This window comes from Armatimonadota bacterium, from assembly GCA_031459765.1.
GTDB lineage: Bacteria > Sysuimicrobiota > Sysuimicrobiia > Sysuimicrobiales > Kaftiobacteriaceae > Kaftiobacterium > Kaftiobacterium secundum.
In genome coordinates, this window is sequence record JAVKHY010000001.1 from 22,249 (window position 1) to 35,966 (window position 13,718).

Below are 13,718 nucleotides of genomic sequence, written 5' to 3' on the forward strand. Positions count from 1 at the left end.
GTAACAGTATGTGTACCAGAAGGGGCGTCGCCCGTCAACGGCGGAAGCGCGTCCCACCCCAGTCAGGGGACCGGGGCCTCCACCCAGATGGGCGTGCTCCACGCCCACTGATGGTTCGTCTGGCGCACCCGGGCGTAGTACCAGTCCCGATCGCCCTCCCCCTCGTGCTCCAGCGCAAAGGATCCCGAGAACATCCCGCGGCCCACCGCGCGGCCGAACCGACAGGCCGGCGTGTGGAACCCGCCGAGATAGTGGACGATGGCAGCCTCGCGGAGCGCGGCGAGCGGGACCACAACCTCCCGTCCGTTGATCCGACCGGCAATCCTGGTGGACTCGTCACCGTCGACGCTGAGACTGACGGCCTGGATGCCCGGCGTCACTGGATTGGGGTTGCCCCAGGTCGTGGTCTCGAGCAGGATCTGGTTCCCTCGGCGTTCCCACGCACTCAGGACCGGGCCCCGGTCGCCGCCCTCTTCCCTGGGAGAGACGATGTCGTCCCCGCGCAGCCGCGGCTCGACGTCCAGCAGGCGGCCGCCTTCGACGGCGAGCTCCACATGCCACCGGACGGGGACGGCCCGATCGCCCCACCCTAGTTCCAGCGTCACCTTCCAGGGACCGGACGCTCCGCGGTCCGGGGTAGGGGTCCAGCGATGAAGCAGTCTGCCGTTGTGCACGACGTCCACGTAGTCGATCGCGTCACCGGCTTCCACGGACACCTGGATGTGCCGCCGGCGCGCGAACCGCAGGACCGTCCCCATCGGGTGTCCGTTGACGGCGAAGGCCAGCACGATGCGGTCGCCGGTCAGCGCATATGTCCGGCGCCGCGTCAGGGCGTCCCAGACGGCGTGGCGCGTCAGTTCCGCGGCCCAGACCGCGGCCCGACCCCAGCCGTGGCTGCCCGGATAGGCGGCGTGATGGTCGGTGGAGCCGATGACGCCGAACACCTTTCCCAACCGCAGGCCGTGCTGCATGGTACCCTGGCCGTCGCGCGGGCCCATGGTGTGGAGATAGGGATAGGGTGCGTGGTCTCCTTCGGCGACACCATGCATGGAGACGATTTCCACCACGGGCGAGAATTCCGGCGTAAAGGCCGCCCAGTCGATCCCCCGGTAGCCGGCCCGATACCCGATATGATGCGGAATGATGAGAGCCGCCCGGCCCGAGGCCGCCAGGCGCCGCAGCGCAGCCCGCACCTCCTCCAGGTCGGCCGCCTCGACGATCTCCCCGTCGCCGTCCCGGTAGTAGACATTGTGGTCGCCGTACCGCAGAGAGTGCCATTCGTAGCTGAGGAACGTAACGAAGCGTCCCTCGACATTGGCCGCGTTGGTCACCTCGCGCAGGTGGGGCCATCGCGCCGCGGCCCGCTGGAAGCCGCGCCTGTGATAGTCCACCGTGTCGGCCAGGCGCGTCTCGGACACGGGCATGTCCGGCCACGCGGCGTGGGCCGTGACGCTGGCGAAATCCAGCTGCAGCCGGGCGTTGGCGTAGGCGTCCTCGGGCGTACCGCGGCCGTATCCGACGTCGCAGTGGCTGTGGAGATCCCCGAAGTACGCCGTCAACCCCGCGTAGCCCGGTAGGGTCACGTCGGCGCCCTCCCGAAGATGACGGGTTCACTGCGCCCGCTGGCCGCGGCGCGGTAGGCGGCGAGGATCATCTCCACGGAAGTTCCGTTCGCGTCAACCGGACTTCGCTGAGGATGAGCTATTGGGAGCCGCAGATCCAGCGCCAGACAGGTGTCACCGCTGCCCTCGCGCGGGACCCGCCGGCCGTGCCGCCGGCATTACGGAGAAACAGGCTCCTGAGGCGGGAGGGTGAGGTGCTTGGCCGCCCACGCCGCGGCTTGCGTGCGAGTCTGGATGCCGAGTTTCCCCAGGATGTGGCTCACGTGGACTTCGACGGTGCGTTCCGAGATGTACAGACGCGCGGCGATGGACGCGTTGCTCAACCCCTCGGCCAGGAGAGTCAGGACTTCGCGCTCGCGCTCGGTGAGAGTTGTCCCAGACGGCTTGCGGCCGCTGATCCGCTGCACCGCCTGCCGCGCCAGGATGGCGTCCGGTCCTGCTCCCAACGCCTCGAACCCGGCCGCCGCGGCGAGGAGGAGCGACCGGGCCTCACGGCGATCCCCCCGATCTCCGCGTCGAAGGAGACAGAGCCCCAGATCCAGGCGGAGCAGCGCTGCCTCATAGGGCTGGCGCGCGCCCTCAGGTGTACTCAGCGCCGCGCGATAGACCGCTGCGGCGCTGCTCAGGTCGCCGCCAGCCGCGGCGATGCGGCCACGCACGAGCTGGATCCTTGGGAACAGAAAGGCGGCGGGGCGCTGGGCGAGCACCAGTTCCAGCTCAGCCGCAGCCTCGTCGCTCCGTCCTGACGCAACCCAGGCCTCAGCCAGCAGGAGATGGGACTTCGCCAGCTCCCAGGCAGGAACACCGCCACGCTCAAGAGCCGCGGCGAGGATCACCCTCGCCCGGTCCGGCTCGCCATCCCTGAGGGCCATACGCGCACGCACGCCATCGATGAGGGTAAGCGACCAGGAGTCTGATCCGGCCTCGGCAGATCGCTGGGCGTCGTCGAGCAGCGCGGCGGCGTCCTCAGCGTGTCCCCGGAGAAAACGTACCAGTGCGAGCGATGCCGCATCCGCCGCGTAGGGCCACACCTGATTGTGGCGTTCGGCGAGAATGCCCGTCGTCTTTCGGAGCAGGCTTTCCGCCTCATCCCACCGTCCCTCGTAGATGGCAAGTTCGGCCAGCGAGCCAATCGGGAGGAGCAGCGTCGGCAAGGCTCCGACCTTCTCCACCAGTGCCGCACCTCGTTCCAGTGCGGCGCGCGCCTCATCGAACCTCCCCTCATCCATGGCGAAGTTACCCACGTCGTTGAGCGCTTTCAACTCGGCCTCGAGGTCGCCCGCTTCCACGGCAAGATCGCGAGCACGCTTCAGGTATTCGCCGACGCCGTCCATGCGGCCAGCGGCCTGGAGGTTCAGAGCCAGACTCTTGCAGGCTCGGCTCTGGGCGCCTTTGTCTCCCGCGCGGACGGCCGCGGCGAGGGCCGCCTCCGCTTCTGCGATCCCCCGGTCGAACTGCCCGGTGAGGAAGGCGACTTTCGAGGCCTGCTCGCGGATCATCGCCTCCTCGGCAGGATAGTCGACTCCCGTGAGGACAGCGAGTGCCTTCTCCCATGACGGCAGTCCCGACCCCAGCTCCAGCTCGTTCTGCGTCCGACCGAGCTTCCGCCACGCCCTGATCATCTCCCGGGGCATCGTCGCGGATTCCGCCATGTGACCCATCCGTGTGTATGCGGTGACGGCGTTCTCAAACGTTCCGGCATGAAACAGCGCATCGCCCCATCCCTCGGCCGCGGCAATGCGGTTTTCGGTCTCACCTTCCGGCAGAGCGGCGAGGACAACCGCGTAGTAACGTGCCGCGTCTTCGTACGCGCACACGCCGTCAGCTTCCTTCGCTGCGGCCAGCGCGTAGCGGACCATCCGAGCTGTATCGCCCGCCGCCCGGAAATAGTTGGCGAGCAGCGACGACGGCGCCGCTGCCCTCTCATGAAACTCGCCGGCACGTTGGTGCAGCCGACGTCGCTCGTCCGGCGCAAGGGCCTCGAGCATCACCTCCCGGATGAGGTGGTGACGGAATCCGTACCGGAGAGGAGTCTGGTCTGCCTTCAGCAGATGCAGCGTCAGGAGCGGCATGAAAGCCCGCGTGAATGCTTCGCCTGCAACGGATGTCACATGTTGCAGCGCATCCAGGTCGAAAGTGCGTCCCAGGACGGCCGCCGCAGCAAGGACGGCCCGAGAGGGTCCCTCGAGCTGGCCGACTTGGGCCAGAATCGTCTCTCGCACGGTAGACGGCACGGGGAGGGTGCCCAAAGCCTGGACGTCTAGCCGGAGCAGATGCGCGCCCCCACTCTCAACCACGACGCGAAGGATCTCTTCAATAAAGAAGGGGTTGCCGTCAGCGAAGGTGTGCACCCATTCCGCGAACCCGCCCGGTGAGGGGGCCAGGGGACCAAGGACGGCCTCTACCATCGTCCCCGTTTCGGCCGGGTCGAGAGGGGCGAGGGGCAACTCCTCGGCCAGCCGTTCGCGTAACAGCTCCTGACGCAGTCGTCGCATGTCTGTTGCCCGGTCCAGTTCCTCCGGGCGATAGGTGGCGAGGACGAGCCATCGATCACGCGCCAAACGCCGCGCCAGGACGTGGAGGAAACTCAGGGTCGCCGGATCAGCCCAGTGCACGTCCTCGAGCGCAAGGATGACCGGAACGTCGGTGGCCATCTGGCGCAGCGCAAGGTAAAGACTCTCAAAGAGGCGACTTCGTTCTTCGGCGGGAGTGAGGCGAGGGCTCGGCTGCGGGGCCGGGATGACGTGGGCGAGCTCCGGGACCAGTTTCATGATCTCGGAGATATGAGGACCGAGTATCCTGGCGGTCTCTTCCAGACCTCGGACGCGGACGATACCGCGGAGGGCTTCCCTCAAGGGTGCGTACGGGAGGGGGGCGTCGAAGACGGAGCACTTGCCCTCGAGAACGGAGACCTCGCGTTCCCGCGCGCGGATGGCCAGTTCGCCAACGAGGCGAGTCTTGCCGATGCCGGCCTCTCCGGCAAGAAAGACGAAGGCGCCATGGCTGCGGCGGGCTTCTTCCAGACGTTCCTGCAGCCAGAGAAGCTCCGCTTCACGCCCGACGAATCGCGGACACGGAATCCGTAAGTGCCCGATGGCCTGGATGCCCATCTCCGCCTACCCTTTCCAGGGGTGGTTCGTGCCCAGATTGTACACCTTGGAGCCACGATACCCCCTGGGTCGGGAGGGGGCATCGTGGCTGGCACGTATCTTATCCGCGGCGTGACCGGCGGGGACCTTGTGGCATCCACTCGATCTTGGCCGGGTCATACTCGACACTCCTACCGGCTTCCGCTTCCCCGCGGGTCGTCCGCCGGGTTGACATAAGTGATTCCCCAGGGCCCGACGCTATGGAGCTGGATGATGGTCTCCGCCGTCGTCCAGGCGTAGTGCCGCATCCCCACCGGCATCACGAAGAAGCTCCCGGGGCCGAGGGCTGTGCCCTTGGACTTGTCCAGCGTCTCGCCCATGGCGATGAAGAAGCGCCCCGACAGCACCGTGACATGCTCCAGCGCCGGATGGTAGTGGGGCGCGATCACGTAACCGGCCGGGAACTTGAGGCGCATAGTGATGGGGACCGCCTGCGCCGGGTTGCCTTCGAGAACAACGATCTGGGCGCCAGGGGGCAGCGAGGGCGGAGCTGCCTGCCACTTCAACTGTGCGGGCGTGAAGGCCGACATGGCCTCTTGGGCCGTGGCGACCGCCGAGATCACGACACTCGTTCCCGATGATCCTCCCGGTCCCGGATCAGGCATCGCCATCACCGGGAGCGCCATTGCCAGAACCATGGCCAGGATGGTCAGTTTTCGAAACATCTCTTCTCCCGTCCCTTTGCCGAGCGAGATTGGCGCACCCGGCGCCTGCCCGGTGAAGGCGATCTTAGCCCCCGGCGTGTGGACGGTCATCGGTGGAACCCCGTATCTTCCACAAGCGATGTACCTAAGAATGAGCCGAACCGACCAGATGGGCGGACGAACGACTAATTCCCTGGGGCGATGACGAGAAAGAAGGTCGCGCTGAGAATGGCGAGGACCGTCTCACCTATTCGTCAAAGAAGGGACTGCTGACGCAGCCGCATGAAGCGCGCCGCGTCCCCTTACGCCCGCACCTCCTGCCGCTGGAAGAGCACGTAGCCGCCGGCGAACAGGACCAGCGTGGCGGCGAGCAAGCCCGTGAATTGCGGCCAGGCCAGCAGCAGGCTCTGCCCCAGCGGCAGCGGCGTGCCCAGCACCGCCCCTTCCAGCTGGGCGAGGAAGACCGGGCCCAGCGAGCGGACTTCGGGGTTCAGCAGGACCAGGAGGACCTCCGCGTACAGCGTGTTCGGCGACAGCCGGGACAGGCCCAGGCGCAGGCGCGTGTGCGCCAGTTCGGCGAAGGGGGTGCCGCCCTCGACGGGCCGCACCACCCCCGCCACCAGGCCGACGATGATGTCCCAGAAGACGGCGACGAACAGCCAGACGGCGATGGAGGCGAGCGCGGAGGTGGCGGGCTGGCGGAAGATCACGGAGAACATCATCGCCAGCGCCAGCCAGATCCCGGCGTAGCCCAGCGTGGCCAGCAGGAACAGCAGTCCCCGGGCCACCTCCTCGCCGCTGGGGACCACGCCCAGGCGCAGCAGGCCCAGTCCGGTGACCAGCAGCCACAGCGCCAGCAGGTTCAGGGCGATGGTGCCCAGCGCCGCGAGGAACTTCCCCAGTAACACCGCGTCCCGGTAGATGGGCTGGGAGAGGATCCGGCTCAGCGTCCGCCGGTTGTGCTCGCCGTTGATGGCGTCGAAGCCCAGCGCGATCGCCACCAGCGGGATGAGGAAACTCAGGAAGGCGATGAACGACGGCAGCGGCTCCCGCGCCGTCGTGAAGAGTTTGAGATAGAGGAACGGATCCTCCGCCACGGTGGCGCGCAGCTCCTGCGCCGCCGCATAGGCCGAGCCCAGCGCGGTGAGGAAGATCAGCCCCTCCAGCAGCTGCATGCGGATGCTGCTGAGGTGATCGGCCAGTTCTTTGAGCGTCACCGCCCACAGGCCCGTCCAGGGCGAGCCCTCACGCGTCATGTCGCGCCTCCTGGAAGTACCGGGCGTAGATCTCGTCCAGGGTGGGCCGCGCCAGGGCCAGACCCAGCAGCGGCGCGCCGCGCTGCACGAGCGTTCGCGCCACCTCCGCCCGGCAGTCCACCCGCGCATCCAGGTGGTACACGCCCGGCCGGTCCATCCGGACGCCCTGCACCCCCGGCACCGAGGCGAGCACCGGGGCCAGGGCGTCCGTGCGGGTTTCGACGATGATGCGGTAGGCCCCGCCGAGCACGCGGTCGGCCAGGGTTTCGAAGGCGCCCTCCAGCACCATGCGCCCCCGGGAGAACAGGCCCACCCGGTCGCAGACCGCCTGCACCTGGTGCAGCAGGTGCGAGGAGAGCAGGACCGTCATCCCCTGCATCTTGAGGGTGCGGATCAACGCCAGGAACTCCATGGCGGCTTCGGGGTCGAGGCCGGCGGTGGGCTCGTCCAGGATGGTGATCTCCGGACGCTTGATCAGCACATCGGCCAGTCCCAGCCGCTGGCGCATCCCGCGGGAGAAGGCCCCGACGCGGCGGTCCGCCACCTCGGTCAGCCCGGCCTGGGCCAGGGCCTCCTCGATGCGCCGCTCCGCTTCCCGGCGGGGGAAGCCGTTGAGCCGCGCCGTGTAGGCGAGGTTCTCCCGCGCCGTGAGGTCGTCGTAGAACCCCACGGAGTCGGGCAGATAGCCGACGCGCCGCTTTACCGCCAGCGGGTGCCGCGACGGATCCTCGCCCAGCACCCGGACGGTACCCTCGTCGGGATCGGTGAGGCCGAGCAGCATCAGGATCGTTGTGGTCTTCCCGGAGCCGTTGGGCCCGAGCATTCCGAAGACTTCGCCCCGCCGGAGCACCAGCGTCAGGCGATCGACCGCGACCACCGATCCGTAGCGCTTGGTCAGACCCTCCGCCTCGATGACCGGTTCGCTCATCGCCGCCCGTACCGGTTCACGGCAAAGGTCACGACCCCCAGCCCCGCCGCCACCACCAGCACGCCGACCAGCCCCCACAGGGTGGAGGTCGTCACCGTGATCCGGAAGTCCGCGGAGCTCGAGACGTCTCCGGAGGAAGCCGTCATCGTCACCATGTAGTCGCCGGTCAGCGCCTTGGGCGAGGGCCGGATCGTCGCCGTGAACTCGGCCTCGCCGTTGGGGGCGATCTCGTCGACGCGCTCCGGCGAGAAGGTCACCTCCCAGCCCGACGGCGGGAAGGACGAGAGCGTCACATTGCGCGCCGGCGCGCTGCCGTTGTTCTTCACGATCACCTTGAGCGGGCTGTCCCGCCCGGCGTTGGCCCGGCCGGAGAGCCGGCCCTCCGGCGCGGTGACGGTGAGCTCCGGCCGCCCGGTGATCTCCAGGGTGAGCTGGGTGGACGTCCGCGCATCCCCGGTGCTGGCCCGCACCGTGATGGGGTAGGTGCCCGCGGCCACCCGCGGCGGCAGGGAGACCTCGGCGTCGAGGTCCCGGCTCTCGCCGGCCTTCAGGGGCACGCTGGCCACCTGCTGGCCGAACAGCGAGAAGTTGACCTGGAACCCCCGGGGAGCCTGCGCGTCGATGTTCACCAGCGCATCCTGGTCGCTCTCGTTGCGCAGGGTCAGCCGGTAGCGGAAACTGGCGGTCGGCGCCCCCCGGAGCACGGGGAGTTCAGGCTCCAGCGACAGACGACGCGGGGTGACGGCGCCCAGCGTGAGTGTGAGCGGCAGCGCGGCCTGCCCGTCCTGCCCCTGAGCCACCAGCCGGAAGTGGTAGGTCCCCGGACGGAGACCCTTCGGAGGCTCGAGCCGCAACGTCACCGTCGCCTCCTGGTCGGGCGCGACGTAGACGGATCGCACCGGCCGCCCGGAACCCAGGAAGGTCAGCTGCCATCCCCGGGGAGCCTCGGCCACCCGCAACGCCACCACCTGCGGGGGCAGGCCGAAGTTCTTCACGGTCAGGACCAGCGTCTGGGTCTCGCCGGCCCGGACGGTCTGCGACGGAAACGGCGTCGAAAAGCCCAGCCCTCGAAAGCCCGCGGCGACCATCGAGGGAAACGCAGCCACGACGATCACCGCGGCCAAGACCGCCATTCGCGACAGATGCCGCATCTTCGCCCTCCTCAAAAGGTGGAAACCCCGCCGTTATGCGCACCGGGGGAGGGGCAGCCGCCCGGTGGAGAGTGCGACGTCCCTGGGATGGACGCCTTCGTGCCTAGGGAAAATTGTAGCGAACGGAGCGCTACTCGTACAGCAGGTGCTCCCGGCGCAGGCGCAGGAAGCGCGCCAACCCGGGCTGCCAGGCCCGCACGATCGCCTCCGCCGGCTCGCCGCGCTGAAGGGCCGACCGCACCTGGCCGGTCCCCCAGACCAGATCGAAGAGGGGCGGCGCGCGGCGGGACAGGCGGAACCGGAACCGGTCCCCGTGCATCCGGCGGATCTCGGCCAGGATGTAGACCGAGGTCGTGGAGGGCCGGAAGATCCTCGGGTCGGTGATGTGCAGCCGGACACCCTGGTACACTTTGCCGTTCAGCGGATAGGGAATGGCGGACGGGGTAAAGTGCACGCCCGGCAGCTGGTACCGGTTCAGCCGCTCCGCCAGGCGCGGGGCGTCGATCCACGGCGCGAGGGCGACGCGGAACCGCGATTCCGTGGCCACCCCGTTCCACACGTTGGTCCCGTCAAAGGGCCCGGTGGCCGCATAGTAGGGAGCGATATCGGGGTCGACCAGCCCCGGGGAGGGCGCGGCCCAGGGCAGCCCCGTGTCCGCCCAGATCATCCGCCGCTCCCAGCCCCGCATCGGGACCACGGTGAGGCGCGCGTTGATGCCGAAGGCGGAGTTGTAGAGGGCGGCCAGTTCGCCGAGCGTCATGCCGTGCACGTAGGGGATGGGATACAGACCGATGAACGAGGCGTACCGCGGGTCGAGGACCGGGCCGTCCACGGTCAGTCCGCCGAGGGGGTTGGGACGGTCCAGGATGACGACCGGCTTCCCCGTTTCGGCCGCCGCGCGCATGACCAGAGCCATCGTCGACGCATAGGTGAACGGCCGCACGCCGGCGTCCTGCAGGTCCACCACCAGCGTGTCGACGCGGGCCAGCATCTGGCGCGTAGGCTGAAACACGCCGCCGTACAGGCTGTAGACTGGCGTCCGGCCCCGGCTGACGGTGGGCACCCGCACGCCGGCGCCGTAACTGCCGTCGATCCCGTGCTCGGGGGCGAACAGCGCGCCGATCTCCACCTCGTCCCTGGCGGCCAGAGCGTCCATGGTGAGCCGGCCGTCGCCGGTGGTCCCGGCACTGTGGGTGACGAGTCCGATCCGCCGGCCGGCCAGCACGCCGCCGTCGGTCAGCACCACGTCGGCTCCTACCCGGACGGCGGGAGGCTGGGCCAGGATGGCCGGCGAGAGCCGCCCGGCCAGAATGATCAGGCCGATGCATACTGCAGCAATGAACCGCACGATGGTCTGGCCTCACTCCGAGGAAATCGAGACGGTCGCGTTCGTCCCCCCGCGCCGCAGGCTCCGGCCTCGGGATTATGCCCTCGTTCGCCCAGGCTCAGGCCTCTTCCTCGCAGGGTCGCCGTCCCGTCCGGTGAATCCCGCTTCGGAAGGAGGCGATCACACGGTGCGGGTGTACATCTCGGTCGATATGGAAGGGATCACCGGCGCGGCGGCGGGCAAGCACGTCCAGGCCGGGGAGAAGGACTACGACCGGTTCCGGCGGCTGATGACCCAGGAGGCCAACGCCGCTGTTGAGGGCGCCCGGGCCGCGGGCGCGACGGACGTGGTCGTCAGCGACGGCCACGGCCCCATGACCAACATCATGATCGAGGAGCTGCACCCGGGGGCCCGGCTGATCAGCGGCAGCAACAAGCTCTTCGGGCAGCTGGAAGGGATCGACCGGGGCTTCGACGCCGCATTTTTCGTCGGCTACCACCAGCGCGAGGGCGGCGGCGACGGCATCATGAACCACACCTACCTCGGACGGTTCGTCTACGAGATCCGCATGCACGGCGAGCCGGTGGACGAGGCCGCGGTGAACGCCGGCCTGGCCGGGGCGTTCAATGTTCCCGTCGCACTCGTCACCGGCGACGACCAGGTCTGCGCCGACGCCGAGCGACGCCTGCCGGGGGTGGTCACCGCTCCGGTGAAGGAAGCCCTCGACCGGTTCGTCGGCCTGAGCCTGACCCCGACGAAGGCCCAGGAACTCATCCGGGAACGCGCCCGCCAGGCGGTGGAAGCGGTGCGCGGCGGCCGCGTCAAACCCTACCGGGTGAAACTTCCCGTCACCTTCGAGGTGGACTTCAAGCGCACGTCCCCGGCGCACCTGGCCACGCTGTTCCCCGGGGTCGAACGCCGCGGGCCGCGCACCATCGCCATCACCCAGGCGGATTATGTCGCGGCCTTCAAGCTGCTGTGGGGGACCCTGATCATCGCCCTCGCGGTGTCGGAAGGACTCCTCTAGCAGCGCCCCGGACGGGAGGGGGACCGGCAGGGATCGGACGGCCGACGCGAAAGTAGTAGCGAAGAAATAGGATCACTTAGGTCTGGATTCCTCGGGAGAAGGGCGGCCATGCCGGGCACTCCGCGGCTGGCTCTCAACCTGGGGATCGTTGTCGTCCTCGCTCTCCAGCCTGTACCTGCCTCCGCGGTGGCGGCTTGGACCGCGCCGGTCGCCCTTCCGGTCGTCCACAAGCAGAGCGTTCCGCCCGGGGCGCGCACGGTACTCCATGTCCGGACGTCAGGGGCCGTTGAGGTTGTCATCTTCGAGGATGCCGGTGAGCCCGATCTCTTGAAGCTGTTTCAGACCGGCGGAGTCCCCCGGACGGCTAAGCTCTTTCCGAATGTCAAGGAGCTCGCCTATCCCCTGGCCAGCGAGACGGGGGCGGACTTCCACATCAGGGTCCGGTCCCTGACCCCGGGAGCCATCACCGTTCGCTATGAGCCGGGAACAATCGCTCAGGCCATGGCCCGCCTGCGCGGCGGACAGAATCTCGTCCGAAACCGCGGCGTCGTCGTGGTGGGACGCGACCCCCACCGGATGCCGCTGTACCAGCTGGTACCCGGCACCATAATCCGGCTGGAAATCCGCGGCGGGAACGGCATCGCTGCGCTCCTGAAGACCCAGGATTATGTCTCTGTCCGCACCGGTCGCGCTCCGCTCGCCGGCCGGTGTGTCCTGGGATCATGCCTGCGCTCGCCCATGGACGGTCGCGTCCTTGAGCTGCGGGTCAATGATATGACGACCGCTATCTTGCCGCCGCTTCGACCGGAGGTCTGCTCGTCCTCGCCTACGAGATCGTCGCCACCCCGGAGGTGCTCAACTCCATCACCACCTGCCAGTGATCGGGCCCTGGCGGCGGCAGGGGATGATCGCGCGATCTGCGGTGATTCGGCGTTCCGCTTCGAAAGGAGGAGGCAACCGATGGATCTGACCCGCAGGCAGGCGCTGAAGGTCATGGGGGGAGCGGCTCTCGCCGGGATGTCGGTCGGGTGGCTGGGCCCCTACCGGGGACTGATGCGGGGCGCTCGTCACCTCCGCCGCGCCCGGGCCGCTGCTGCCCGGTGCGAATCGACGCGTCGTCATCGTCGGAGGAGGCATCAGTGGAGCGATGTGCGCGCGCACCCTCCGCCGGCTGGCTCCGGACATCGAGGTCGTGGTGCTGGAGCGGAACCCCACGTACGTCTCCGGACCTTCCCATGTCGACTACGTCGTCGGGCTCGAGGAACGAGCGCGGATGACGGTGGGCTTCGAGGGCCTCGTCCGGGCAGGCGTCCGCATCATCCGGTCCGCGGTCACCGCGATCCGGCCCGCGGAGAACCGCGTCGTGACCCCGCAGGGGATCGTGGACTACACCATCCTGGTCGTCGCCACAGGGATGGTCCCGGCCGACAACGAGATCGCAGGCCTGCTGGAGAACGCCGGCATGAACGCCCACGCCTGGACCTGGCCCGGAGCGCTGGCCCTGGCCCGGGCGGTCCAGAGCTTCGAGGGCGGGACGTTTGTCCTCAGCGTCCCGCCGCCCCCCTCCAAGTGTCCGCCGGGTCCCTACGAGGTCGTCAGTCTCATCGACGAGTTCTGGAAGAGAAAAGGGGTGCGGGCGGAGATCGTCGTCCTCGATGCCAACGATCGACCGCAGCCCCCGACAATGGCCGACCTGTGGCGGGGGGTGTTCTCGGAGCGGCGGATCGCCTACCGGCCGAGCTTCAAGGTGGTGGAATTTGATCCGGGCCGCAGGACGCTTGTCTCGGACAGGGGCGAGCGACAGCAGTACACGCTGGCCTCCGTCATTCCTCCGGCCAAGGCTCCGCTCTTCATCGAAGAATCAGGACTCGACTACCCATTCATCGATGCCGATCCGACCACGTTCCGGTCGCGGCGGCACCAAAACATCTATGCCGTGGGAGACGTTACCAGGACGCCGTACCCGAAGACCGCGTACGTGGGATTCCTCGGGGGACGGAACGCCGCCTACCACATCGCGCGCACCCTCGGCGTGGATCGGGGCGAACCTGATCCCGTCTTGAACCAGTGCTGGCCCTTTGTGTCCAGCAAGGAGGCGATGTTCGTGGAGGTGGCCTGGACGAAGGATGGGCGGCCCATCCCGGAACGGACGCGCGTGCTGGGAGCCCGCCCTGAGCACGTCAGCCATCGGAAGGCCTGGGAGTACGGCATCCTGCGCGCGGCTTACGGCTGAGCCTTGCCGCGGGAGGTCCGGACGGGATACTTTCGGCGGTTCTGGGACAGTTTGAATCGGACCGCGCCGGCGATGTCAAGCCCCGCGCGGTTGGCGAACGCCAGGCAGTAGATCACCACGTCGGCCAGCTCCTCCTGCGCCGCCCGCCGCACCTGCGGACGGCGCAGGAGGTCGCCGCTGGACGCGCCGTCAACCCACTGGAAGACCTCCATGAGCTCGGCCGCCTCCACCGCGATCCCCATGGCCAGGTTCTTCGGGGTATGAAATTGCTCCCACGCGCGCTGCCGGACGAACCGTCGGACCAGGTCTTTCAGGCCACCGACCGTCGTCGTTCTATCCATACCCGGGTGATTGCCGCAGGCGCGGCGGTTTCCTGCCACG

General features: G+C 68.6%; 10 protein-coding genes. 2 read left to right on the forward strand and 8 right to left on the reverse strand.

Features of this window, described 5'->3' with window-relative positions; all coding sequences use genetic code 11:
• Nucleotides 1-62 precede the first annotated feature (62 nt).
• The 7 genes from QN141_00120 to QN141_00150 form a co-directional block, all read right to left on the reverse strand.
• Entirely contained in the window at nt 63-1,583 is a 1,521-nt protein-coding gene (locus QN141_00120) for a DUF3604 domain-containing protein (GenBank protein ID MDR7556876.1), read from the reverse strand.
• A 197-nt stretch (nt 1,584-1,780) separates the two neighbouring features.
• Nucleotides 1,781-4,732: an AAA family ATPase gene (locus QN141_00125; GenBank protein MDR7556877.1), complete on the reverse strand. Its 2,952-nt coding sequence runs from the start codon at nt 4,730-4,732 to the stop codon at nt 1,781-1,783.
• A 170-nt stretch (nt 4,733-4,902) separates the two neighbouring features.
• On the reverse strand, nt 4,903-5,526 hold the full coding sequence (locus QN141_00130; protein MDR7556878.1) for a cupin domain-containing protein: 624 nt from the start codon (nt 5,524-5,526) through the stop codon (nt 4,903-4,905).
• Between the two features lie 191 nt (nt 5,527-5,717).
• Nucleotides 5,718-6,671 (reverse strand): ABC transporter permease, encoded by a 954-nt coding sequence (locus tag QN141_00135; GenBank protein ID MDR7556879.1) that lies wholly within the window; start codon nt 6,669-6,671, stop codon nt 5,718-5,720.
• Entirely contained in the window at nt 6,661-7,599 is a 939-nt protein-coding gene (locus tag QN141_00140) for an ABC transporter ATP-binding protein (protein ID MDR7556880.1), read from the reverse strand. Before QN141_00140 ends, QN141_00135 begins: the two co-directional genes overlap by 11 nt.
• Nucleotides 7,596-8,732, reverse strand: a complete 1,137-nt coding sequence (locus tag QN141_00145) for an NEW3 domain-containing protein (protein MDR7556881.1) — start codon at nt 8,730-8,732, stop codon at nt 7,596-7,598. The genes QN141_00140 and QN141_00145 overlap by 4 nt, the downstream gene beginning before the upstream one ends.
• Before the next feature lie 148 nt (nt 8,733-8,880).
• On the reverse strand, nt 8,881-10,098 hold the full coding sequence (locus QN141_00150; GenBank protein ID MDR7556882.1) for a DUF1343 domain-containing protein: 1,218 nt from the start codon (nt 10,096-10,098) through the stop codon (nt 8,881-8,883).
• Between the two features lie 166 nt (nt 10,099-10,264).
• Between QN141_00150 and QN141_00155 the strand changes: the two genes are divergently transcribed.
• Nucleotides 10,265-11,104 (forward strand): M55 family metallopeptidase, encoded by an 840-nt coding sequence (locus QN141_00155; protein MDR7556883.1) that lies wholly within the window; start codon nt 10,265-10,267, stop codon nt 11,102-11,104.
• 1,120 nt (nt 11,105-12,224) lie between these two features.
• Entirely contained in the window at nt 12,225-13,337 is a 1,113-nt protein-coding gene (locus QN141_00160) for an FAD/NAD(P)-binding oxidoreductase (GenBank protein ID MDR7556884.1), read from the forward strand.
• Here QN141_00160 and QN141_00165 read toward each other — a convergent pair.
• Nucleotides 13,328-13,678 carry a nucleotide pyrophosphohydrolase gene (locus QN141_00165; protein MDR7556885.1) on the reverse strand — a complete coding sequence of 117 codons (351 nt, stop codon included), beginning with the start codon at nt 13,676-13,678 and terminating at the stop codon, nt 13,328-13,330. The two genes, QN141_00160 and QN141_00165, sit on opposite strands and share 10 nt — an antisense overlap.
• Nucleotides 13,679-13,718: the final 40 nt, after the last annotated feature.